This is a genomic window from Mycobacterium parmense, from assembly GCF_010730575.1.
GTDB lineage: Bacteria > Actinomycetota > Actinomycetes > Mycobacteriales > Mycobacteriaceae > Mycobacterium > Mycobacterium parmense.
This window is the reverse complement of the sequence record NZ_AP022614.1, coordinates 2,031,624-2,055,963: the sequence shown is the minus strand read 5'-3', so window position 1 is coordinate 2,055,963 and position 24,340 is coordinate 2,031,624. Positions and strand designations below refer to the sequence as shown.

General features: G+C 66.9%; 14 protein-coding genes. 4 read left to right on the top strand and 10 right to left on the bottom strand.

Going from position 1 to position 24,340, the window contains the following annotated elements; all coding sequences use genetic code 11:
* Window positions 1-12: 12 nt before the first annotated feature.
* Genes G6N48_RS09080 through G6N48_RS09065 form a run of 4 tightly spaced genes read right to left on the bottom strand, consistent with a single transcriptional unit; the run spans window position 13 to window position 4,053 of the window.
* Window positions 13-816, bottom strand: coding sequence for a cephalosporin hydroxylase family protein (locus G6N48_RS09080; RefSeq protein ID WP_085269590.1), 804 nt, complete (start codon window positions 814-816; stop codon window positions 13-15).
* Window positions 809-1,864, bottom strand: a complete 1,056-nt coding sequence (locus tag G6N48_RS09075; protein ID WP_085269589.1) for a class I SAM-dependent methyltransferase — start codon at window positions 1,862-1,864, stop codon at window positions 809-811. Before G6N48_RS09075 ends, G6N48_RS09080 begins: the two co-directional genes overlap by 8 nt.
* Window positions 1,861-2,694, bottom strand: a complete 834-nt coding sequence (locus G6N48_RS09070) for an NAD-dependent epimerase/dehydratase family protein (RefSeq protein WP_085269588.1) — start codon at window positions 2,692-2,694, stop codon at window positions 1,861-1,863. The genes G6N48_RS09075 and G6N48_RS09070 overlap by 4 nt, the downstream gene beginning before the upstream one ends.
* Before the next feature lie 24 nt (window positions 2,695-2,718).
* Window positions 2,719-4,053, bottom strand: coding sequence for a hypothetical protein (locus G6N48_RS09065; RefSeq protein ID WP_232066580.1), 1,335 nt, complete (start codon window positions 4,051-4,053; stop codon window positions 2,719-2,721).
* A gap of 101 nt (window positions 4,054-4,154) precedes the next feature.
* Between G6N48_RS09065 and G6N48_RS09060 the strand changes: the two genes are divergently transcribed.
* Complete coding sequence (locus G6N48_RS09060; protein ID WP_085269727.1) at window positions 4,155-5,912, top strand: AMP-binding protein; 1,758 nt, start codon at window positions 4,155-4,157, stop codon at window positions 5,910-5,912.
* A gap of 15 nt (window positions 5,913-5,927) precedes the next feature.
* On the opposite strand, the gene G6N48_RS09055 is transcribed toward G6N48_RS09060, so the two are convergent.
* Entirely contained in the window at window positions 5,928-9,449 is a 3,522-nt protein-coding gene (locus G6N48_RS09055; protein ID WP_428841981.1) for an MMPL/RND family transporter, read from the bottom strand.
* A 247-nt stretch (window positions 9,450-9,696) separates the two neighbouring features.
* Between G6N48_RS09055 and G6N48_RS09050 the strand changes: the two genes are divergently transcribed.
* Window positions 9,697-10,488 carry a phthiotriol/phenolphthiotriol dimycocerosates methyltransferase gene (locus tag G6N48_RS09050; protein WP_276080846.1) on the top strand — a complete coding sequence of 264 codons (792 nt, stop codon included), beginning with the start codon at window positions 9,697-9,699 and terminating at the stop codon, window positions 10,486-10,488.
* On the opposite strand, the gene G6N48_RS09045 is transcribed toward G6N48_RS09050, so the two are convergent.
* The 5 genes from G6N48_RS09045 to pks2 all read right to left on the bottom strand — a co-directional run bounded on the left by G6N48_RS09045 (window position 10,478) and on the right by pks2 (window position 21,547).
* Window positions 10,478-11,467: a glycosyltransferase family 2 protein gene (locus tag G6N48_RS09045; RefSeq protein WP_085269584.1), complete on the bottom strand. Its 990-nt coding sequence runs from the start codon at window positions 11,465-11,467 to the stop codon at window positions 10,478-10,480. The two genes, G6N48_RS09050 and G6N48_RS09045, sit on opposite strands and share 11 nt — an antisense overlap.
* A gap of 58 nt (window positions 11,468-11,525) precedes the next feature.
* Window positions 11,526-12,284 carry a GAP family protein gene (locus tag G6N48_RS09040; RefSeq protein WP_085269726.1) on the bottom strand — a complete coding sequence of 253 codons (759 nt, stop codon included), beginning with the start codon at window positions 12,282-12,284 and terminating at the stop codon, window positions 11,526-11,528.
* A gap of 182 nt (window positions 12,285-12,466) precedes the next feature.
* Window positions 12,467-13,717 (bottom strand): glycosyltransferase, encoded by a 1,251-nt coding sequence (locus G6N48_RS09035; RefSeq protein WP_085269583.1) that lies wholly within the window; start codon window positions 13,715-13,717, stop codon window positions 12,467-12,469.
* An 86-nt stretch (window positions 13,718-13,803) separates the two neighbouring features.
* Window positions 13,804-15,249 (bottom strand): condensation domain-containing protein, encoded by a 1,446-nt coding sequence (locus G6N48_RS09030; RefSeq protein WP_139825803.1) that lies wholly within the window; start codon window positions 15,247-15,249, stop codon window positions 13,804-13,806.
* A 61-nt stretch (window positions 15,250-15,310) separates the two neighbouring features.
* Entirely contained in the window at window positions 15,311-21,547 is a 6,237-nt protein-coding gene (pks2, locus tag G6N48_RS09025) for a sulfolipid-1 biosynthesis phthioceranic/hydroxyphthioceranic acid synthase (RefSeq protein WP_232066775.1), read from the bottom strand.
* Window positions 21,548-22,355: 808 nt separating this feature from the next.
* Here pks2 and G6N48_RS09020 point away from each other — a divergent pair.
* Window positions 22,356-22,922 carry a carboxymuconolactone decarboxylase family protein gene (locus G6N48_RS09020; protein ID WP_085269580.1) on the top strand — a complete coding sequence of 189 codons (567 nt, stop codon included), beginning with the start codon at window positions 22,356-22,358 and terminating at the stop codon, window positions 22,920-22,922.
* A gap of 143 nt (window positions 22,923-23,065) precedes the next feature.
* Complete coding sequence (locus tag G6N48_RS09015) at window positions 23,066-24,190, top strand: NAD(P)H-dependent flavin oxidoreductase (RefSeq protein ID WP_085269579.1); 1,125 nt, start codon at window positions 23,066-23,068, stop codon at window positions 24,188-24,190.
* The last annotated feature ends 150 nt before the right edge of the window (window positions 24,191-24,340 follow it).

The window sequence follows — 24,340 nt, the reverse complement described above, 5'->3', positions numbered from 1 at the left end:
GCTGCCGCTACCTCACACCTGGCTGTCGGTCAACGACGTCGAATCCTGTGCCGTCCTAACCAGATAGCCGTCGGGGGCCACGGTGATCAGCAGTTTGTGCTGGACGCTCTTGTCGATCTGAAACTCCGGGTGGGACTTGAGGTAGTCGCGTAGGGCCGTCTTGGGATTGTCGCCCGGGCCCCAAGGGCGGTCGGAGGACAGTTCGGCGGGCACGTCCTCGACGATCGTGTCGAAGACCACGCAATAGCTCCCCACCGAGGTCAGCGGGGCATAGGCTTCCAACTCGGCGAGCACGTGGTCATGGGTGTGGTTGCTGTCCAGACACACCAGCACACGCTGATAGCTCGCGGCGATCCCGTGCACCTGTGAGACCACCTCGGGGGCGATGCTCGAACCCTGGATCATCTGAATGCGCGAGGCCATGGGGTGCGCCTCGATGGCGGCCCGGTTGTGCGCACGAATGTCGATGTCGATGCCCAGCACCTTGCGACCCGACTTGGCGGGGTCCAGCGTCGCACCGGATTCGATGGCGTCGGCCACGTCCAGCAGCGCCAGCATGGACGCGCTGAAGATGAGCGATCCACCGTGGGCGATGCCCGTCTCGATGACCAGGTCGGGACGGACCCGCCAGATCAGCTCCTGCATCGCGACCATGTCCTGGGGGTACTGGATGATGGGCCGCGACATCCAGGAGAAGTTGTAGGAGTACTGGGACAGCAGCGAGGTCCGCATGAACTCCTGGGCATCCGCCCGGAGGCGGTCATCGCGTGACATCGCGTCGATCCGCTTTTTGACCTCGTCGTCGAATTCAGTCACGCTCAACTCCAATCAGGTTGAATCGGTCTCCCGTGATCGTGCGGATCTCCTCGAGGTAGTTGGAGTTCATCACGCAGATGTCTGAACCCGGCGGGAGCGCGGCCATGCCTTCTTCCGGGGACATCACGCGCAGGCCGGTGGCCGGCACGTACTTGTTGCACTTGGCGGGGTTGATGTCGATGAGGACGTCGACCGGGTTGCCGGAGCGTTCCCGCAAGAGCGAGAAGATGACCCCTTTGGACGCCGCCCCCCATACCGCCGTCGCTTCGGTGCCCCGATCGGACGGCGTGCCGGATGCCATCGCCAGAAAGTCCTGCGGAAACTCCACCCTGTCGCCCGGCCCGGCCGGCGACCGCAAGGTGTCGAGGTCGGCGACCACGTAGAGGTACTGGCCGCCGAACAGATGGCCGCCCTCCACCACCCGGCCGAAGATTCTGGAGAAGTCGTCGAGCCTGAAGTAGTTGACGTGCTCGTAGAAGATGTCGAACCACGCGCGCGCCCGCAGGATCCAGTCGAAGCAGGGAACCTCGATATAGATCAGCCCGCCGCCGTTGGCGTCGCGTATTCCCTCGAGAAACGCGACGGGGTCCTGGACGTGTTCGAGGACGTGCCGCAGGATGAGTCCCGTCGCCGACACGCCCGCGCCCGCGTCGAAGTAGCGCCGCTGGACGGCGGGATTTTCGCCCTCGTACGTGGCGTCGAAGCCGGCGATGGAGAAGCCGCGCGACTGGAGCAGCTCGAGGAAGTACGCCTTGCCGCAACCGACCTCGATCAGCCCGTCGGTGCCCAGGTTACGCTCGACGATGCCGGCGACTTGGTCCAGGTGGTTTTTGAACAGCGGGCTGTGTGCCTGCTCGTTTTGGTACGCGGCGTCGTAGTTCATCAATTCGGGCTGGAATGCCGCGTTGTAGACGAGGCCGCTCCCGCCGTCCTGAACCAAACGGATATCGCCTCGGGGACAGGAGCGTGCCTCCTCGGCGGAGTCATACATCCGGTTCTGAAAAATGGGAAAGTCCGACTGCTCGTAGAGCTGCGTCACCCCACTCATCGCACGTCCTTTCGCACGCCGACAACCCGCGGTGGGTCAAAGAGATTCTCGGGCCTGGCCCCGAATCGCAACAGTTCACGCCGACCGTACTCGTCGGCAATGCGTTCAGCGAGCTGCCGAACCGTCACCGCCTCGCCTGAGCAGATGTTCTGTGCGCCCTGCTGGTCTCCCAGCGCGACGTCGGCGATCATCCGGCCGGCATCGTGCACATCGAGGAAATCACGCACCTGATCACCCCTTGTGAGCAGCACGTCTTGCCCCGCGCTCAATTGTTTGCGTAGGTAGGGAACCAACCGCCGCTCGTCCTCGCCTTCCCCGTACAGGTAGAAGAGCCGGCACCAGGCGAAGCTCACGTCCTCGGTGTCGAGCAGACAGCGAAGCACCTGGTAGGCCGACGCTTTGCACGCGGCATACAAGGTGTTCGGGGACAACGGGGTGTCGGTCGTGATGAGCCCCGCGGACAGATCGTATTCCGCGCAGGTGCCCAGGCCGACGAATCGCCTGCCCCCGACCGCCGCGAATGCGGAGGCGAGGTTGAGGGTGCCCGTCAGGCACGTGAGGTTGATCGGCGAGGTGAGGTATTTGCCCGGTTCCGCATACCACGCAGCGTGGATCAAGGTCTTGGACCCATCGAGAAGCTCATGGAGTCTGTCGTCCGCCTCGGAAAACAAGTCGGGCGTCTCGACCACTTGGAGTGCTTGGTGTGCGCGAAGATCCGCCAGCCGTGCCGGATCGCGAACCAGGACCCGCACCGGGCATCCGCGCGCCAGAAGGCTGCGCAATATGTGGCGTCCGACGAATCCCGTTGCGCCGGTGAGGGTAACGCTCACGGAAGCCAAGTGTTGATCCCTGATTCAGCCATGGATCTGCGCAACCAGACCGAATTCGTCGAAGGTGCGTGACAAGGCCTCGCGCAGCGCAGCCACCGAATTCTGCTGCCCGGCAAGGTAGGCGTTGACGGCGAGGAAGATCCGGCCGCCGACGCGTCCGGAGACTACGAAGAGCTGCCCGCCCATGCCCTCCAGTGTCCGCTCGGTGATCCACGGCTCGATCAAGCGCCCCGAGGCGTAGTCGGCCTCGGTGCCGTCCGGGCGGTTGACCGCTGAGTCGATAGCGCCGACGTTCGAGCAGCCGATGGGCGAATTGGCAGCGCCCAGCCCCATCCGCGCTGTTCTGCGGGCCACCCACTTCGGTGTCAGCGACGCCAACGGCAGCGGCGCCAACAACTCCTGGGTGATCTGCGCGAGATCGGCGAACGCCTGCTTGAACTTCAAGCGGACCTCTGCGAGGTCCGACGACAAGTGCGTCGGGTCGACGGAAATGGTGGGGAGCACCACGGCGTTGCCGCGGGTGTCGTTCTCGGTGCGCTCGCTGACCGGAAACGACAACGTGACCGTGCCGTCGTCGCAGACGCGTCCCAATCGGACGCCGAGTCTGGCCGCGAAGCCGGCAACGAGCGTAAAGCTGTTTCCTCCAAGACTATTCGCGCACGCATCCCAGTCCGCAAGGTCGACGTAGGCGGTCAGCGTCGGCACCACGGGCTGGTCGTCGCCGGCATCCCGGGGACGCGGTGGCGCCGACATGATCGAGGTGGCGACTTCGGCTCTCCGCAACCGGACGATGCGCGCGGTGGCACGCAGCGCTCGCGCGAATTCTGGGACCGATGCCAGGGTTTGCCGGGTGTCCTGCAGCACAGCGCGCGTGCGGGTGCGTGAGCACGGTGACGGATATCCCAGGTAGCGGGTGCGCCCGGTGGCGGCGTCGGTGATTGCCTGCAGGATTCCGAGACCGTCGACGATGGTGTGCGAAGTCACCAGGCTGATCGCCGTTCCGCCGTCCAGCAGGGGCAGCACCCCCAGATGCCAGCTGGGGCCGTGCTCGGGATCCAGCGGCAGGCGTGCACGCTCGAGCAGCCAGGCACTCAGATCGGCGCGGGGCCGGGCGGTTTCGGCGATGTCGAGGTCCGCCGGACCACGGGCGCACACCCACCGGTCACGGCCGAAAGGCAAGGGCGACCGTTCGATCCGCCGGCCCAACAACCCGTAGCCGAGGTTGTGGTGGAAACGCCGCAGCCCGTCGATGTCGACGGCACGGTTATAGATCCAGTTGAACTGCACGAGCGCCCCGTAGCCAAGCGCCCGCAGACCAAGAAACGATGCCTGGTCCATATGTGCGAGCCGATTGTCCACCGCGTACAGGGTAGTTTATGGGTCTCACCTGCGCGGCGGTTTGCCCTCGGAGACGATTCGTCGCGGTTATGTCCGGAAACGCCCACGACGAAGGTAACCTGATGCCCGTGGTTGAGTCTTCACTTTCTGCTGTCCTGCGCGAGCGTGCCAGCCTGCAGCCGAACGACACGGCGGTCACATTCCTTGACTTCGAGCAGGATTGGAACGGCGTTGCGACCTCCCTGACCTGGTCGCAGCTCCACCGGCGAGCGGTGAACCTCGGCGAACAGCTGCGACTTCGCGGGTCGACCGGCGACCGGGCCGTGATCTTGGCGCCTCAGGGACTGGACTATATCGTCGGTTTCCTGGGCGCGCTGCAGGCCGGGCTGGTTGCCGTTCCGCTTTCGGTGCCCTTCGGCGGCGCCCACGACGAGCGGACGGTCTCGGTTCTGGCCGACACCTCGCCCGCGGTGGTCCTCACGACGTCGGCCGTCGTCGACAATGTCAACGACGCTGTGCAATCGCAACAAGGGGCGTCGACCCCGTCGATCGTCGAAGTCGACCTGCTGGACCTGGATTCTCGACAGAAGCCGGCCGGACCCCGGTCGCGTGGCCGCAATGACCAGCCGGAGTTCTTGTATCTGCAGTACACCTCCGGGTCGACACGCACACCGGCCGGCGTCATGGTGTCGAACAAGAACGTCTTCGCCAACTTCGAGCAGGTCGCCGCCGACTTCTTCGCGGCCAGCGGTTCGGTCGCCCCGCCGGGGCTGTGTGCGGTGTCTTGGCTGCCCTTGTATCACGACATGGGTCTGCTGCTGGGAATCATCTTCCCGATTGTGGTGGGCGCACCCACGGTGGTCATGAGCCCGGTGGGATTCCTGCAGCGGCCGGCCCGGTGGTTACAACAGCTGGCAACCAACGGAGGCGCGTTTTCGGCTGGGCCCAACTTCGCGTTCGAGTTGGCGGTGCGCAAGACCTCGGACGAGGACATGGCCGGTTTCGACCTGGGAAATGTGCACTCACTTCTGAACGGCAGCGAGCGGGTGCAGCCCGCAACGCTCAAGCGATTCGCCGACCGGTTCGCCCGGTTCAACCTCGACCCCGCGGTGCTGCGGCCGTCGTACGGCATGGCAGAAGCGACGGTGTACATCGCAACCCGTAACGTCGGTGAACCACCCAAGATCGTCCACTTCGACTCCGAGAAACTTTCCGCCGGTCAAGCCGAGCGATCTGAAACCGGAAGCGGTACACCGCTGGTCAGTTACGGCACGCCGAAGTCACAGTTGGTGCGCATCGTCGACTCCGACACCCGCCGCGAGTGCCCCGAAGGATCCGTCGGGGAGATCTGGGTGCACGGCAACCACGTTGCCGCCGGCTACTGGCAGAAAGCCGAGGAGAACCAACGCACGTTCGGCGCCCAGATCGTCGAGCCCCACCAGGGAACACCCGAAGGCCCCTGGCTGCGCACCGGTGATTCGGGATTCGTCTCCGAAAGTGAGCTCTTCATCATCGGGCGCATCAAGGATCTTCTGATTGTGTACGGGCGCAACCACTCTCCTGACGACATCGAGGCCACGATCCAGGAGATCACCGCGGGCCGCTGCGCGGCGATCGCGGTTCCCGACAAGGGTGTGGAGAAGCTGGTCGCGATCATCGAACTCAAGAAGAAGGGCGAGTCCGACGAGGAGGCGGCCGAGAGGCTGGGCGTAGTCAAACGCGAAGTGACCTCGGCCATTTCGAAGTCGCACGGATTGCGGGTGGCGGATCTGGTGCTGGTCTCGCCCGGCTCGATCCCCATCACCACCAGCGGCAAGATCCGGCGCTCCCAGTGCGTGGAGCTGTACCGGCAGGACGAGTTCACCCGCCTGGACGCGTAGTGGAGAGGCGGTGTGCTAGTCGCCCGTGTTCTTTCCGTTGGCGGCGCCGAACACCGGAAGCGGCTGGCTGACGTCGTCGTCGTCGGCCGGCAGCCCGTGCCCGTTGCCGTTGGCGTGCCCGTTGCCGTTGGTGTTGGTCAGCACGACGGGACGCTGCGAAAGGATGTTGTTCCCGAACAGCGGTAGGGAGTGGCCGAGGTAGCGGTCGGCCTTCTTGGGCTGCCTGCCGTTGCCGTTTGCAGCCGTTGTCGCCTTCGAATCCGACTCCCGCAGGGCGTCGGTCAGGTGTGAGGGCAGGCCGCTGAGGTCGAATATCGGCAAAGCATGGGGCAAGTCGTCGTCGCTTCGCTTCTTCCCGTTGCCCTTGGCGGGTTTTGCGCCGTTTTTGCGCGCGGCCAGAGTGGCCTGCGCCGGGGTGAACGACGGACGGATCTTCTGGGTGGGAAGAACCTTCATCCGCACCAGTTGATCGGTCAGCTGTTCGAGTTGCCGTTGCTTGGCCTGGTGGGCCGCCATCACCTGTTCGGCATTCTTTCCCAGATGCGAAGGCCACCAGTTCTTTTGGCCGATCAACGATGCCACGGCCGGCACGGTGATGGTGCGAACCAGGAACGTGTCGATCAGGATCCCCATGCCGAGGATGAACCCGGCCTCGGCCATCGTGTAGATGCTGGCGGTCATCAGGCCGAACATCGATGCCGCGAAAATCAAACCGGCAGAGGTGATCACGCCACCGGTGGAACCGACGGTGCGGATCACGCCGACACGCACCCCGTGCGGCGACTCGTCGCGGATGCGCGAAATGAGCAGCATGTTGTAGTCGGCACCGACCGCGACCAACAGAATGAACGACAATCCCGGCAGGCTCCAGTGCAGATTCTGGCCGAGGATGATCTGGAACACGAGCACACCGAGCCCCATGGCCGACAGGTACGAAAGCAGCACGGAGCCAATGAGATACAGCGGCGCGACGATCGCGCGCAACAACCCGACCAGGATGAGGAACACGATGATGATGGTCGCGAAGACGATGAACGCGATGTCATCGTTGTAGTAGTCGCGAGTGTCCTTCAGGCCGCTGGGGATTCCCGCGACCGAGATCTTCGCGTCGGCCAGCTCGGTGTTCGGCGTCGCCGACTGTGCCGCCTTGATGATCTTGGGGATCTGATCCATGGCTTCGGTGCTGAACGGATTGATCGCACTCTGAATCAGGTACCGCGCCGCGTGGCCGTCGGGCGAGATGAAGATCGCCGCGCCCTTCTTGAACTCGTCGCGCGTCATGATCTGCGGCGGGATGTTGAATCCGGCCATGTCGGCCTTGTTGGCGTTCTGCTTCATGTCCAGCAGGAACTGCGACGCCTCGTTGAGCCCGCTGCCGATGTCCCTGGTCCGGTCCACCAGTTCCTTGACGCCGCCGGCGATGGCCCGGCTGCCGTCGGCCAGGGCGTTGGCGCCCTGCTGCGCCTGGCCCATCGTGGACTGCAGATTCTTGATGGTCGTCATGGCGGCCGAGGCCTGCAACATCGTCTGTTGCACCTTGTCCAGGGTCTGGCCGATGGTCTGGGCCTTCTGGGCCGACTGCAGGTTGGCGGCCATGATCTTCAGCGAGTTGAGGGTGCCGTCGTTGTTGGCCTGCACGAGCGACGCCAGCCCGGCACGCGAGTTCACACAACCCGGATCGGCGTTGCATTCCGGGCTGTCATTCAGGGCGACCAGCATCGGGCCGGCCCACGTCGCGATGTCCTGGGCGTTGGCCGTGGACGCGCCCAGGTTGTCACCGAGCGACTTGAGCTGGCCGGTGAACTGCGCGCCCTGGTTGAGGGCGGAGATCGTCTTGTCGCCGCCCATCATCTGTTCCATGGCCATCAGCGGCCCGACGACCCCGCTGAGGCTGGACAAGGCGGTGTTCACCTGGTCGCGGAGTTGAGCCAGCGCGTCGGCCAACTGGTTGGAGCCGTTGACCAGCTTGTCCAGGTTGTCCCCGTTCGCGGCGATCTGCTTGGACCCGTCGTCGAGCTTGCTGCCGACCTCGCCCGCCTGGAACGAGATCTTGGTCTGCTCCAGCGGATCGCCGTTCGGCCTGGTCAGGCCCCGCACCATCGTGATGTCGGGCAGCGCTGCCACCCGGCTGGCCATCTGCTCGAGGTCGGCCAGCGCCGCCGGTTTCCGCAGGTTGTGAGACGACTGGACGAACAACACCATCGGGGTCAGGGCGTTCATCGGGAAATGCTTGTTCATCGCCACATATCCCTTGGAGCTGTCCACCGACGCGGGCATGGTCTTGAGGTCGTCGTAGTTGAACCGCATCACGCTGGTGCACGCGGCCAGGGCGATGAGGACGACCAGACTGCCGACCAGGTGGATGCGGGGCTTGCGGACCACCCGCGTGCCCATGATCCGCCAGGTCCTGGTGGTCAGGTCCCGGCGGGGCTTGATCCAGCCACGCCGGCCGGTGATCACCAACAGCGCGGGCAGCAGCGTGGTCGCCGAGAGCAGGCAGATGATGACCGAGATCGAAATCGCCGGGCCGACCGCCGAAAAGACCTCCAACTTGGTGAAGACCATCGCGACGAAGGTGACGGCGACGGTGGCCGCGGACGCGGCGATCACCTTGCCGATCGACATCAACGCCATCTTCACCGCGCGGTCCGAGGTCTCGCCTCGGCGAACGTAGTCGTGATATCGGCTGATCAAGAAGACCGCATAGTCGGTTCCCGCGCCGATCATCACCGCGCTCATCAGCACGATGCTCTGCAGGCTGATCGGCAGCCCGATCTCTGACAGCCCGGACAGGACGCCCTGCGAGGTGCCGATGGTCGCGCCGATGTTGAGCAGCGGCACCAACATGGTGACCACGTTGCGGTAGATGATGAACAGGATGATCAGCACGCTGGCCACGGTGCCGATCTCGATGAAGTGGGCGTCCTCCTGCGCCATGGCGGTGGCGTCGGCGATCGTCGCGAGCGGGCCGCTGACGTTGGCGGTCAGGGAGGTTCCCTTGGTGACCTCTTTGGCGATCTGCTTGACGCGCTGGTAGCCGGCAACCACGACCGGGTCGGTGCCCGCGCCGGGGAACGACACCGGAAGGATGAAGGCCTTGCCGTCCTTGCTCGCCAGGACTTCACGCATCTGCGGGGTGTTCAGGAAGTCCTGCACGGTCATCTTGTCTTGCTTGTCTTCGTGCAGCCTCTCGACAAGCTTGCGGTAGACGTCCTCGTCGGCCGGCGAAATCCCATGCTCGTCGGTCAGCAGGATCATCAGCAGCGACCCGCCGCCGCCCAGGGGGTTGCCGCCGCCGGCATCGGGGTCGCCGGCCTTCTTCTGCGGACCGGGGCCCTTGGGGGCCTCGGACGTGGTCCCCGGGGTGGCGAAGGCCTTCGCCATGTCCTGGTTGATGATCATGGTGGGGGCGTCGTCGGGGAGCGGCTTGTCCTGGTGCTTGGCAGCCTGCGCCATCAAGGGCGGGAGCGTCAGCGCCAGAGTTGCCGCGAACGCGACCCACGCGGCGATGACGAGCAGCGGCCATCGAACGACCACATCACCGATGCGGTCGAAGACTCCCCCTGGTTTGGCCGCTTCGTGCGAGCCGGTGCCGACCTTGCTTGACACCCAACTCACCCTACCGTCAAGCGTTCGGTCCCGTGGGCTAATCACAATTGCGGCACGGACCGTGATGTTGCTGTGACTTTGGTGGGAATCTGCTGGTCAGGGGCTTTTTGGCAGCGGAAATTCACCCGGTGAACCCGGCCAATTCGGCCATCCTTTCAGGCCTTCGTGAAACACTCTGCCCGTGGCTACTCGATTCCGCTTCCAGTCCAACCCGTTGATTGGGAAGCTCACCACGAAATATGTGCTGCCGCTGGGCACCCGCCAAGTCGGCGACGACGTCGTGTTCTTCAACTTCGGCTACGAAGAGGACCCCCCGATGGGCCTGCCGCTCGAGGCCTCCGACGAGCGCAACCGCTATTGCATCCAGCTCTACCACGTCACGGCCTCGCAGACCGACCTCACCGGCAAGGACGTTCTGGAAGTCAGCTGTGGGGCCGGCGGGGGAGCGTCCTACATCATGCGGACCTTGGGCCCGGCCTCGTATACCGGACTGGATCTGAACCCGGCCAGCATCAGGAAGTGCCAGAGACGGCATCGGATTCCCAACCTGAAATTCGTGCAGGGCGACGCCCAGAACCTGCCGTTTCCCGACGCATCGTTCGACGCGGTGATCAATGTCGAGGCGTCGCATCAATACCCCAACTTCGTCGGTTTCCTCGCCGAGGTGGCTCGCGTCCTGCGCCCGGGCGGCTACTTCCTCTACACCGACAACCGCCGGCCGGAGGCCGCCGGCTGGTGGGACGACGTGCTGTCCGGTGCCCCGTTGCGGCAGGTTTCGCGGCGCGACATCCTCGAGGAGGCCAAGCGCGGGCTGGCGGCGAACACGCGCCGGTCCGAGGAGCTGCTGAATCGCCACGTGCCGACCTTCTTGACCGGCTTCTTCCGCTATTTCACCGGCTTGATGGACAAGGACCTGCAGCGCGACGGCGGCATCTCCTACCGCCTGTACGCCTTCGTCAAGGACTGAGCTGCTCGGTGCTCCGGCCGAGCTTGTCGGCCAGCTGTCGGGCCCGGGCGAACTCGGTCACGCGGGCGTCGGCCAGGAGCTTCAGGCGTGTCCGCCGCTCGGGGCCGAGCACGGCGGTTTGCAGCACCATCCCCAGCCATTTCAGTGCCCACCAGATGCGGGCCGTAACCCGGACGAAGGAGGGGGAGGCCGGGTCGACGATCAGCCAGGTCAGGATGCGCAGGTGGTCCATCCAGTTGCGCCGGGCGCGCACGATGCTCAGCGTCGTCGTGCCCGCCGAGTGGCTGCGCACCGAGAGCTTCTTGCGCACGAAGCACACGTCGCAGCGCAGCATCAGGCGCAACCAGAAGTCCAGGTCGACCAGCTGATAGATGTTGTCGCGCAGACCCCCGACGTCCACGCCCAGCTGGCGCCGGAACATCACGCAGGTCGGCTCGCCGATCCAGTTGCCCATGGCGGCCTGGTACATCATCTGGCAGACCAGCAGCGATCCGCGGTTGTGCTTACGCAGCCACGGAAACCAGATGTGGGCGGGGCCCAGACGCCGGTGCAGCGGCACGTCCTTCGCGTTGATGACCCGCCGGGGCGCGAACGCCATCCCGACGGCCGGGTCTTCGAACAGTGGTACGAGTGTGCTCAACGCGCCCGGCAGGAGCCAGTCGTCGCCGTGCACGAACTGGATCAACTGACCACGCGCCATCTCGATGCACTTGTTGTGGTTCCCGTTGAGCCCCAGGTTGGGGTCGTTGCGGACCAGCCGGTCCCCGGGCCGCAGCAGCGCCGCGGCCTTGGCCGCGCAGTCGTCGGACGACTTGTCGTCGACGACGAGGATCTCGAAGTCGACGCCCTCCTGGTCCAGGATGCTGCGCAGGCACCGCTCGATGGTCGCGCTGTTGTTGTACATCGGCACGCACACCGAGACAGTGGGGACAGCTGGCGAATCGTCCCCTCCGGCGATCTCTTCGGCGATCACCCACATACCTTCCCACTCGGCCCGGGCCTCGACCACCGAAATCCGCCGACTCGGTCGGCCACGATCAGAGGTTGATGATGCCCTGGGTCAGAGTCAGCACCCCGGCGACGAACAGCATCGTCTCGACGATCTGGCGCCGATAGACGGTGATCCAGTGGTTGATGAGGACCATGACGGCTTCCGTCTTCTGCGGCGCCGCCAGGAAGCAGACCAGGGGGATCTCGATGAAGGCGAGGACCAGGAAGGTGAAGACCATGAAGGCGCTGAACTGCGTGCCGGCGGTGGCTCGCGAACCCATGATCACGGTGAGGATCATCGGGCCCTCGACCGGCGGGAACGTGGACATCAGCCCGACGAGGAAGGCCGGCCAGATGAAGCCGGAATCGAGCATGCCGTGGGCACGGGCCGCCAGCGCCGCCACGAAATTCTGCCTGCGCGGCGGCGGGGGCGCCGCGTCCAGGGCCGGCCCTGCGCCGACCGTGACCAGGGTCTTCATCTTGGCGCGATCGCGCGCCAGCATGATCGCCAGCGATGTCAGCGCGACGACGCCGATCGTGATCCGGAGGTGTTCACCGGTCAGGAAGATGACGGCGGACCTGACGTCGTTGATGGTGGAGATGCCGGACTGGATCGCCACCAGGGCGATGTCGTGCAGCAGCACCAGCACGGCCACACCGACGAGGGCGCCGGCGACCATCCCGCCTATCCAGAAGGCCAGCAGGTTGACCATGGCCCGTCGCCTGGACATCAGAAGGGCCGCGATGCCGATCCGCACGGGATCCAGCAGCATCCCGACCCCCACCCACACCACGTAAGTCCACATCACTCTGGGACGTTACTAGGTCTCGGTTTTTCTCGCGGCGATACCGGCGAATTTGCCCACCGCCGTTGACCTCGGCCCGGCGCCAAATAGCCTGCGCCCCCGCCAACCTGGGCGCAACGCAGTTGGCCGGCCGCTTCGTTACCTGGATCACTTTTCGTTCGCGGCCCGCTTGCGGCGTCGTCTCACGCGCTGACGCGGACGGTTTGCTCCAAAAGATCTGCGGCGGTGGCGACACCGACGGCGGGTTTGGTCATCTTCGGGGCGATGTCGCGGGCCCGCGCCACGCACTCCGGGGCCAGGATCGCGCGCAACTGGCGGACCAGCGATTTGCGGGTGATGTTCGACAGACGTTTAGCAGAGCCAACTTTGAGCCGCTTGACCTGTGTCGCCCAGATGAACTGGTCGGCCACGTCCCACAGGATCGACGTCGGCAGCCCGGCGCGCAGGCTCGCGGCGACGGTCCCGGCGCCCCCGTGGTGAACGGCCGCCCGGCACATGGGCAGGATGGTCGCGTAGTTGATCAGTCCCACCAGCTTCACGTGGTCGTCGTGGGGCATCGATTCGGCACCGTCCGCTCCCGCGTAGACCAGCGCCCGTTCGCCCAACTCCGCGCAGGCGTCCGAAATCATCGCCACCGTTTCGGCGGGGGACTTGACCGGCGTGCTGCCAAAACCGAAGTAAATCGGGGGCTTTCCGTTTGCGATCCACGCGGCGACCTCATCGTCGGTGTGCGCGGCCAACTGCAACGTCAGCGCGCCGACGAACGGCCGCCGCCCGTTCCATTCGGCGGCGAGCTTGGGGAACACGGCCTGGTCGTAGGCCTGGATCTCGAGCGCTCCCGCGTCGGCCATCCGCTGCCAGGCGGGGACGGTCGTTTTCGGCAGGCCGAGTTCCCGGCGCTGGGCGTCCTCGCTGGGCTTGGACATGGCCGAGTACAGTCGCCACCCCGCCTTCAGCGTGGCGCGGACCACGGGGGCCGGCGACCAGAGGAACGGAACACCGATCTGGCCATTGGCGCGCACCGGGAAGTGATGCAGTCCCGCGACCGGAATGTCATGGTACTCACCGACATTGGCCACGACGCCGTGGTAGGTCTGGCCCGTCAGCAACAGGTCGGCGCCCTCGGCCAGCGAGGTCAGCGTCCGGCTCATGTCCGCCCAGCCCTCGACGAAAAGCTCGCGGCAGTCGCGGAACAACCTGGCCGGGCTCTGGGGTTTGAAGGCGTTGTGCGTGAACTCGGCGACGGCGACGATCTGTTCGCGGGTGTCGGGGCCGTACGCGACCCCGGGCAGCCCGGCCGACTCGACGAAATCGATCAGGTTGGGCGGCACCGCCATTCGGACGTCGTGCCCACGACGCTGCAACTCCAGCCCCACCGTGGCGCCGGGCTCGATGTCGCCACGGGTTCCATGGGCTGCCAGGACAAACTTCATCGCTGAAGGTCGCTCATTCTCGTTCGGAGGACCACTCTTGTTCCGAGGACCTCATCCTTGTTCGGAGGGCGAAGTCCCCGGACGCCTTACCTCGCGACGCGAACCGGAACCGCTGCCAGGCTCCCCGAGACAACCCGGTCGAAGACCGACTTGAGCGTGTCCGTGTAGCGGATCACCGACTCCCGGGCCACCGGGTTGTTCGGGTACGAGATCATGATCGAGACCTCGTCGAACAGGCGGAAGACCGTCGAGTACATGTAGGCCGGGCTGCGACCGTCGGTGAACGCGGTCGCGTTCACGCCGTCCAGCGCGGTCGCCACGATGGCGGACAGGGGCGGCAGGCCCGCATCCATGTAGCTCATCATGGTGAACTGCGGGCCGTACTTCTTCAGCCACGGCGCCAGTTCCAGAACCCGGTCGAACGGCACGTTCGAGCAGCTCATGTTCGCGTCGAAGGAAGCCTGCGCGGCGCGCGCGGTCTCCTCGAACGAGTTGGGGTCGATGGGAACCGTGAACGGCACCACCCCGGTGAACCAGCCCACGGTCATGAAGTCCGCGGGGCTCTTGCGCTTGTCGGTGGGAGTCAGGCCGTAATAGGTGTCCGCACCGGACAATTCGTGGTGGGCCAGGGCGGCGCAGGCGAACAGGCCGCCGCTGAACCGCGCGCCGGCGCGCTGGCACATCGCCTCGAATTGCGCCGTCTGGTCGGGGCCGAGCAGCTGCTGGACATGGACGTCACCGCCGCACGGGATCGTCTGATCCCCCAGCGGCAGCGGGAAGTCCGGCAGGGTTCCGCCGTTGGCCTCGGCGAACTCGATCCATTTGCGCACCTCGGGCGAATCCACCGTCATGGACGACACGGTTTGGGCCTCGCGCAGGCAGAACTCGTCGTAGCTGGCCGCCGGCGGCAACGTCACCGGAGCCTTGCCCTCGAGGAGGGAGGTGTAGTTCATCAGGATCTCGACGTACAGGCCGGCGATCAGCATCGGGTCGCAGTGCAGGTGGTCGACGACCGCGTAGAGCGAGAATTTCTCCTCGTGCTGAACGATGCCGAAGCGGAAGCAGTCCCATTGCAGCGGATTGGGCGTGGCCAGCACGTGGTCCTGCCACTCCGCCTGGGTCAGCACGCCGTAGTCCTTCGCGACGAACTGGATGTCGCGCGGGTTCTTGAGCGTGTGCCGGACGATGTTGTCCGCACCGTTGTACTCGAACCAGCTGTGGTAGGTCGCGTGCCGCCGGAGGTGCGCGTTGATGACGTAGGTCATCGCGCGGATGTCGCACTTGCCCGGGACGTCCCACGAGCCCATGACGGCCCGCGAATAGTCCAGGCCCTTGTCACGGAACTCCACGTAGCCGCGAAGGTGACCTGCCTGCATGGAGCTGGGCGGGACGGGACTCACTGGCGCTTGCAGTGCTTTCGCAACGCAACCCGGCGTGGGCTGCCACGTCACGATGGTGCCCGAGCCCGGGTCCCAGTCGTAGGCGTTACCAACCCGCAGGCTGTCGTGCTCAGAGCCTCCTCCGATGAACACGTTTCCCTCCTCTGTTCCAACCCCAGCAGTACAGGTCATTTCGCCCTCTTCGTCACTATCGTTACGCAGGCGCGTCTTCTTTGGGCGCCAATTTGTCGAAGAGGTGATCCGCCAGCCCCCGAACGGTGGTGATGTCGGCAGACGTGATGCGAACCCCTGTCTGAGCCTCGATGTGCGTGCGCAACTCCAGGTTGCCCAGTGAGTCGAGGCCGTATTCGGACAACGGGTGATCGGGATCGATGTTACGGCGCAGGATCAGGCCGATCTGCTCGGAGAGCAGACGCCGCAACCGGCTCGGCCACTCGTCGAGTGGCAGCTCTGCCAGCTCGGCGCGCAGTTTGCTTGAGCCCGAACGCTTTTCACCCGCGGACTTGAACATCTCGAGGAACTTGCTGCGTTCCGCGAAGGATGCAATCCAGGGTGTGCCAATCAGCGGGGTGTAACCCGTGTACGCGCGGTCGTGGCGCAGCAGCGACTCGAACGCGTACGCGCCTTCGTCCGGAGTGATCGCGGCACCCGTGCCCTCCGCGAACCCCGCACCGCGACCGATCTCGCCCCAGGCGCCCCAGGCGATCGAGGTGGCCGGCAGCCCCTGAGCGCGTCGCCAGTAGGTGAACGCGTCCAGCCAGCTGTTCGCCGCGGCGTAGGCCCCCTGACCGGGCGAGCCCAGCAGGGCCGCCGCCGAGGAGAAGGAGCAGAACCAGTCCAGCTCCGCGGACGCGGTGGCCTGGTGCAGGTTCCACGCGCCGTACACCTTGGGTGCCCAGTCGCGGTCGATCAACTCGTCCGTGATGTTGGTCAGGGTGGCATCCTCGACCACCGCCGCCGCGTGCAGCACGCCACGCAGTGGCAGGCCGGTGGCCGTCGCCGTCGCGACCAACCGCTCTGCGGTCTCGGCCTCGGCGATGTCGCCGCATTCCACCACCACATCAGAGCCGATCGAACGAACGAGTTCGATTGTCTCCAAAGCCCTTTGGGTTGGCTGCGAGCGAGAGGTGAGTACGATCCGGCCCGCGCCGGCCGCCGCCATCTTCTCGGCTAGGAACAAGCCCAGGCCGCCCAGGCCACCGGTGATGATGTACGAGCCGTCGCGCCGGTAGACCGGCGCCTGCTCCGGCGGCAACACCACGCTGCTGCGTCCCGCCTGCGGGATGTCGAGAATGAGCTTGCCGGTGTGCTCGGCCGCGCTCATGACCCGGATCGCCGTGGCGGCCTCGGCCAGCGGGTAGTGCGTAGCCTCCGGCATCGGCAGCACGCCCTCGGCGGTCAGCCGGTACACCGTGCTCAGGACCTCACTGACCTGCTGCGGGTGGCTCACCGACATCAGCCCGAGGTCGACACCCCAGAAGGCGAGGTTGCGGCGGAACGGGAAGAGACCCAGCTTGGTGTCCCCGTAGATGTCGAGCTTGCCGATCTCCACGAACCGCCCGCCCAGCGCCAGCAGCTTCAGCCCCGCGAGTTGGGCGGCCCCGGTCACGGAGTTGAGCACGATGTCCACGCCGTAGCCCTCGGTGTCGCGACGAATCTCGTCGGCGAAGTCGACGGTGCGGGAGTCGTACACGTGCTCGATGCCCATGTCGCGCAACATCTGTCGACGCTGCTCGCTACCGGCGGTGGCGAAGATCTCGGCCCCCGCGGCGCGGGCGATGGCGATCGCCGCCTGCCCGACGCCACCGGTCCCGGAGTGGATCAGCACCTTGTCGCCGGCCTTGATGCGGGCCAGGTCGTTCAGGCCGTACCACGCCGTGGCGTGCGCGGTGGTCACCGCCGCCGCCTGGGCGTCGGTCAGCCCCTCCGGCAGGGTGGTGGCCAGGCGCGCGTCGCACGTGACGAACGTGGCCCAGCAGCCGTTGGGCGACATGCCGCCGACGTGGTCGCCCACCTTGTGGTTGGTGACATCCGGTCCGACGGCCGTCACCACACCCGCGAAGTCGGTGCCGAGCTGCGGCAGGATGCCGTCCAGGCTCTGGTAGCGGCCGAACGCGTTGAGGACGTCGGCGAAGTTGATGCTCGACGCGGTCACCGCGACCTCGATCTGCCCGGGGCCCGGAGGTACCCGGTCGAATGCGGCGAACTCCATGGTCTGCAGGTCGCCTGGCATGCGGATCTGCATGCGCATGCCGTCGTTCTCGTGGGCGGCGACAGTGGTCTTGCGCTCCTCGGGACGCAGGGGAGAGGGGCATAGGCGCGCCGTGTACCACTCGTCGTTGCGCCACGCCGTCTCGTCCTCGTCGGGACCCGCCAGCAGCAGCTGGCGCACCACCTGCTCGGCACCGGTCGCCTCGTCGACGTCGATGTGGGTGGTGTGCAGGTGGGGGTGCTCGGCGCCGATCACCCGCAGCAGTCCCCGCAGCCCACCCTGCTCGAGGTTGGCGACATCCTCGGACAGCACGTTCTGCGCACCGCGCGTGACGACGTAGAGCCGCGGCGCCTCGCCCTGGATCTCCGGCAGTTCGCGGGTGATGCGAACCAGGTGGTGGACGAGGTCTCCACCCCGGCGGGCGGGCTGGTCGTCCGGGTTGTCGGTGCGTGGTCCGGTGAGCACCACGATCCCCGAGTAACCCACCCGGGCGATCTGGTCACGCAGCTGCTCGGCGACGACCGCGTGGTCGGCATCCTGATGCCAGGCCAGGGTCGCGGACTCCGCGTCGTGCAACTTCATCGCGTCGGTGAACGCCGTCGCCACCATGTCGGCGGCGTCGGAGGTGCTGACCAGCAGCCACGATCCGGGCTCGGTGGTGGCGACCGCGGGCAGCTGCCGCTGTTGCCACTCGACGGTCAGCAGCCGCTCGCCCATGACGCGTGCGCGCTCGCCCGCGGCCGAGACGCCGGTGCCCATCTGCAGGCCGCGGACGGTCAGCAGCACGGCCCCGTGCTTGTCCAGCAGGTCCAGGTCGGCTTCGACGGCTCCGCCCGCGGCCGCGGTCACCCGCGAGTAGCAGTAGCGGGCCGCGTGCACCGGGCCGTAGGCCCGCAGCTCGCGCACGCCCAGCGGCAGCAGCAGGCCGCCCAGGCTGGCGCCGGCGACACTCGGGTGGGCGGCGACCGACTGGAAGCAGGCGTCGAGCAACGCCGGGTGCACGCCGTAGCTGGTCTGCTGCGTGCGGATCACGCTGGGCAGTCCGATCTCGGCGAGCACCGTGGTACCCGCTCCTTCGGCGGTGAGCGCGGCGGTGAGGCCGGTGAACGCCGGGCCGTACTGGATTCCGCACAGGTCCATGGCGTCGCGCAGATCGGCGCCTTCCAGGCGGCTCGGGTGAGCGGCCAGCAGGGCCTCGATGTCGTGGACGGCGGGCACTTCGTAGTCGTCCAGGGAGTGCAGCACCGCCGACGCGCGGCGCGCTTTCACGCCGTCCTCGTTGGTCTCCACCGCAAAGGTGAGGCAACCGGGCACCTCCGCCGTGGCGGTGAGGCTGACCTGCGTCTCCTCGTCGAGCATCAGCATCTGCTCGAAGCGGACGTCGCGAACCCCGGCCGCCTCGCCGAACACGGTGCCGGCCGCGGCCAGCGCCATCTCGCAGTACGCCGCGCCCGGCAGGGTCGCCGTGCCGTGCACCTGGTGGTCGGCCAGCCAGGGCAGCGTTGCGGTGCCGATCTCGGCCTGCCACACGTGGCGCTCCGGCTCCTCGGGCAGGCGCACGTGCTGGCCCATCAGCGGGTGCACCGCGACGCTGGAGCGCAGCGCGCGCGAGCTGTGGCCGTCGCGGCTCAGCAGCAGCGTTCGGTGGGTCCACGCGGACAGCGGGGCGTCCACGAGGTGGCCGGCGGGGTAGAGCACCGAGAAGTCGACCGAGGCGCCGGTGGTGAACAGGTCACCGAGCAGGCCGCGCAGGCCGTGGGGCAGCGGCTGCTCGCGCCGCATCGCGGCGAGGGCGGCCACCGTCATGTCGAGGCTGCGGGCGGTCTGGTCGACGGCGTGGGTGAGCAGCGGGTGCGGCGACAGCTCGGCGAAGACGCGGTAGCCGTCTTCCAGTGCAGCCTGCACCGCCGCCGAGAACCGCACCGTGTGGCGCAGGTTGTCGATCCAGTAGTTGGCGTCGCAGTACGGCTCCTCGCGCGGGTCGAACGACGTGGCCGAGTAGTAGGGCACCTCGGGAGTCAACGGCTCGACGTCCGCCAGGACGTCGTAGAGCTCGTCGAGGATCGGGTCCACCTGCGGCGAGTGCGACGCGACGTCGACGGCGACCTCGCGGGCCATCACCTCGCGCTGCTCCCAGACGGCCACCAGCTCGCGGACGGTCTCGGTCGCGCCGCCGATCACGGTGGACTGCGGGGACGCCACCACCGCCACCACGGCGTCGTTGATGCCGCGCGCCATGAGCTCCGAAAGCACCTGCTGTGCAGGCAGTTCCACCGACGCCATCGCGCCGGCGCCGGCGATCTTGGTCATCAGCCGTGAGCGGCGGCAGATGACGCGCACGCCGTCGGCGAGCGAGAGCGCTCCCGCGACCACAGCCGCCGCGGACTCACCCATCGAGTGGCCGATGACCGCGCCGGGGGCGACCCCGTAGGACTTCATGGTGGCGGCCAGCGCGACCTGCACGGCGAACAGCGTCGGCTGCACCCGGTCGATACCGGTCACCTTCTCGGGTGCGGTCAGCGCTTCGGTCACCGAGAAGCCGGACTCGGCGGAGATCAGCGGCTCGATCTCGGCGATGGTCGCGGCGAAGGCGGGCTCGTTCGCCAGCAGGTCCGCGCCCATGGCGGCCCATTGGGACCCCTGCCCGGAGAACACCCAGACCGGGCCGCGCTCCTCCTGGCCCACCACCTCTTGGAAGGGCAGTTCGCTGTCGGCGACCTCGCGGAGCGCCGTCACCAGCTCGTGGGTGCTGTTGGCCAGCACGGTGGTGCGCACCGAGCGGTGTCCACGCCGGCGGGCCAGGGTGTAGGCCAGGTCGGGCATCGCGAGCTCCGCGGAGTGCGCCTCGACCCACTCGGCCAGCCGGACCGCGGTCTCCTTCAGGCCGTCCGTCGACGACGACGACAGCGGGAACACCAGCGTCTCGTCGCGGCTCGGCTTGGTCACCACGCCGTTGCGGGAAAGCGGCTCGGGGGCTTCCTCGACGATCGCGTGCACGTTGGTGCCCGAGATGCCGTACGCCGACACGGCCGCGCGCCGGGGCTGGCCGCTCTCCAGGGGCCACCGTGTGGTGTCCTGCGGGATGAACAGGCCGGTCTGGATCCGCGCCATCTCCTCGGGCAGGCCCTCGAAGTGGAGGTTCTTCGGGACCACGCCGTGCTGGACGCAGAGGACGGCCTTCATCAGGCCGAGTGCGCCCGCGGCGGCCTGGGTGTGGCCGAAGTTGGTCTTGGAGGCACCCAGCACGCAGGGGTTGTCCTTGCCGTACACCTCGGCGGTGCTCGCGTACTCGATCGGGTCGCCGACGGGGGTGCCCGTGCCGTGCGCCTCGACCATGCCGACGGTGCGGGCGTCGACGCCGGCCGCGGCGAGCGCCGCGCGGTACACCGCGGCCTGCGCCTCGCCGGACGGCATCGCGATGTTCATGGTGTGGCCGTCCTGGTTGGCGGCCGTGCCGCGGATGACGCCCAGGATCCGGTCGCCGTCACGCTGCGCGTCGGTGAGGCGCTTGAGAAGCAGCACGACGCAGCCCTCGCCGGACACGAAGCCGTCGGCCTTGACGTCGAACGCGTGGCAGTGCCCGGTGCCCGACAGCATGCCGCCCGCCGACGCCGAAACGGACCGGCGCGGCTCCATCATCACGTTGACACCGCCCGCGAAGGCCATGTTGCTCTCGCCGTCGTGCAGGCTGCGGCAGGCCTGGTGGATGGCGAACAGGCCCGACGAGCAGGCGGTGTCCACCGTCGACGCGGGACCGTGCAGGCCGAGCGCGTAGGAGACGCGTCCCGACGCCATGCAGGAGATGGTTCCGGGGTTGCCGTACGGGCCGTCGAAGGCGTCGGTGGCGGCGTGCACGAATTGGTAGTCGCCGTAGTTCAATCCGACGAAGACGCCGGTCTCCTTGGCGATCGTGTCCTTAGTGAGGCCGGCATACTCCATGGCCTCCCACGCGGTCTCCATCAGCAGCCGGTGCTGAGGGTCCATCGCGGTCGCTTCTTTTTCGGTGATGCCGAAGAACTCGGGGTCGAAGTCGCCCACGCTGTCCAGGAAGGAGCCCCACTTGCAAACCGACCGGCCGGGAACGCCGGGTTCGGGGTCGTAGTAGTAGTCGACGTCCCAGCGGTCCGCAGGAATTTCCTTGACAAGGTCGTCGCCTCGCAGCAACGCTTCCCAAAAGAGGTCAGGGGAGTCGATTCCCCCGGGCAGCCGGCACGCCATCCCGATGACGGCAACCGGAGTCACGCCTGCCTTATCCACTGTCCTTCACCTCTCCTTGCCTATCCACAAGTTCCTATCACTGCCGCAAGCTCTTATCAGCGCTTCGAGAAATATCGCTGATTTTTCGAGTGTGACCTGCAACTCACGAGCGTCACACTTCCAACCCGTCGACCCCCACTGTCGAAGCCAACCAAAGAACTTGGCGCGATCAGAGCGTAGCGGCTGCGGTGCACATGCGTGGAAAAATCGTTCGCTCGTACAAAAATTTAACAAGCATCCGCCGGGTCGCAAAGTTTCCGACGCGGCGGGCGAGGGGCCGGCCGACGACGCGTGGATACCGAGAATCATTCCAAAATCGCAGCTAGACGCAGTGTGCGCCAACGTGGTACGCGTTTTCTCGGCACGGTCGGCGTCAGATCCGGGCGGGTCGGACGGGCGACGGCCGAGGCTCGGCTCGTGGATGAGGCGAGGGTCGCCCCCGCCCGGATGTAACAGGGTAAGCGGCGCGCTTCAGGTTAGGCTAACTAACGGTTAGTGGGTCTTCGCATCACGCAATAACCGAACCCCTGGAAAGGGGCAGGATGCGTCAATTGAACGCACAACGGTATGGCCAATCACGGCATGATAGGTGTTATTGCGAAGACCCGCGCGAGAATCGCTGAATCTTTATGATCGCAACTCTGACGCAACGAAAGCCGGCCAACGCAGGGCTGCCGGGGGCGTGCCATAGGTGTGCTGGGGGCGTCGCTCAGCTAAGTCCCGACGGCCGCGCGGCCGGTGTCCGGCGAGGAGGCGGAGTGCGCACACCATGACATCAGCGCGAGTGCCCGGATTGCCGCTCGGCGAGGCCAAGGCCGCCGCCGACGAGGCGGCCGTGCCCGACTACATGGCCGAACTCAGCATTTTCCAAGTCCTGCTGCACCATCCGCCGTTGGCTCGCGCCATCAACGACCTGCTCGCCACGATGCTCTGGCACGGCGCACTCGACCAGCGGCTGCGCGAGCTGGTCATCATGCGGATCGGCTGGCTCACCGCCTGCGATTACGAATGGACGCAGCACTGGCGCGTCGCCTCGCGGTTGGGGGTGACCGCCGACGACTTGCTCGGGGTGCGTGACTGGCAGAACTACGAGCCGTTCGGGCCGGCTGAGCGCGCCGTGCTGGCGGCCACCGACGACGTGGTGCGCGACGGCGCGGTCAGCGCCGCCAGCTGGGCGGCGTGTCGGCGCGAATTCAACGGCGATACAAAGGTTCTCATCGAAATCGTGAGCGCGATCGGCGCGTGGCGCATGGTCGCGTCGATTCTGCAGAGCCTGGAGGTTCCGCTGGAGGACGGCGTCTCGAGCTGGCCACCGGACGGTCGCCCGCCCGGCTGAGCGCCGCCCGCTCCCCCGGACGCCGTGCGAACGGCCAACCACGTTGTGGGATACGGGATTTCGTCGCCCCGGGTACGCGTTCGGCGCGGGGCCGACCGGGAGCTTGATTGACCTGAGCGCCACCGACTTCTAGCGTCTGGCCAATGCGAACCGCAGTGGCCGAGATGCTCGGCGTCGAGTTCCCCATCTGTGCCTTCAGCCATTGCCGAGACGTGGTGGCGGCGGTGACCAACGCCGGCGGATTCGGAGTCCTCGGCGCCGTCGCACACAGCCCCCAGCGGCTCGAAAAGGAGCTGTGCTGGATCGACGAGCAGACCGGGGGCAAACCCTACGGCGTCGATTTGTTGTTGCCGCCGAAGTACGTCGGTGCCGAGCGGGGCGGGATCGACGCGAAACAGGCCCGCACACTGTTGCCCGAGGAACACCGCGCGTTCGTCGACGACCTGCTGTCCCGCTACGGCGTCACCGCGGCCCCCGACGAGGGGCTGGCCTCCGCGGGCGGCCTCAACATCTCACCGAAGGGCTACGAGCCGCTGGTGGAAGTGGCTTTCGCCCACCGCATTCGGCTGATCGCGAGCGCGCTCGGCTCGCCGCCCGCCGACCTGGTCGAGCGCGCCCACGACCACGATGTGCTGGTCGCCGCGCTGGCCGGCACCACGCGGCACGCGCGGCGGCACGCGGAGCTGGGCGTCGACCTCATCGTCGCGCAGGGCACCGAGGCAGGCGGGCACACCGGCGAGGTGGCCACCATGGTGCTGGTGCCGGAGGTCGTGGACGCGGTCGCGCCGACTCCCGTGCTGGCCGCGGGCGGCATCGCCCGCGGTCGTCAGGTCGCCGCGGCTCTGGCCCTCGGGGCCGAGGGCGTGTGGTGCGGGTCGGTCTGGCTGACCACCGAAGAGGCCGAGACGGTCCCCGTCGTCAAGGAGAAGTTCCTGGCCGCGACCTCCTCGGACACCGTGCGCTCGCGCTCGCTGACGGGCAAGCCGGCGCGGATGCTCCGCACGGCCTGGACCGACGAGTGGGAGCGGCGGGACAGCCCCGATCCGCTGGGCATGCCGTTGCAAAGCGCGCTGGTCACCGAGTCGCAGGTGCGCATCAACAAGGCGGCCGCCCAGTCGGGTTCTCAGGCCCGCGAGCTGGCCACCTATTTCGTGGGTCAGGTGGTCGGTTCGCTGGATCGGGTCCGGCCGGCGCGTTCGGTCGTCCTGGACATGGTCGAGGAGTTCATCGACACGATCGGGCGCCTCGACGGCCTGGTGGACAGGTGAGCGACCCCGTTGCCGCATCCGCCGCTCAATACCGAAGCTGGACAGCGCCTGTGTGCGTCCTGTGTGCGTCCCGGGGAACTTCGTAAAGATTCGGAAAAGTGCTGCCGAGAAGTTTGACCCTGTCGGACCCGTCGTGCATCATCGGTCAGG

Bases quoted from the DNA above. Each gene is read 5' to 3' on its own strand.
- G6N48_RS09075 (WP_085269589.1), bottom strand. From the start codon at position 1,864: ATGAGTGGGGTGACGCAGCTCTACGAGCAGTCGGACTTTCCCATTTTT.
- G6N48_RS09060 (WP_085269727.1), top strand. From the start codon at position 4,155: ATGCCCGTGGTTGAGTCTTCACTTTCTGCTGTCCTGCGCGAGCGTGCC.
- G6N48_RS09045 (WP_085269584.1), bottom strand. From the start codon at position 11,467: ATGTGGGTGATCGCCGAAGAGATCGCCGGAGGGGACGATTCGCCAGCT.
- G6N48_RS09040 (WP_085269726.1), bottom strand. From the start codon at position 12,284: ATGTGGACTTACGTGGTGTGGGTGGGGGTCGGGATGCTGCTGGATCCC.
- G6N48_RS09035 (WP_085269583.1), bottom strand. From the start codon at position 13,717: ATGAAGTTTGTCCTGGCAGCCCATGGAACCCGTGGCGACATCGAGCCC.
- pks2 (WP_232066775.1), bottom strand. From the start codon at position 21,547: ATGGCGTGCCGGCTGCCCGGGGGAATCGACTCCCCTGACCTCTTTTGG.
- G6N48_RS09020 (WP_085269580.1), top strand. From the start codon at position 22,356: ATGACATCAGCGCGAGTGCCCGGATTGCCGCTCGGCGAGGCCAAGGCC.
- G6N48_RS09015 (WP_085269579.1), top strand. From the start codon at position 23,066: ATGCGAACCGCAGTGGCCGAGATGCTCGGCGTCGAGTTCCCCATCTGT.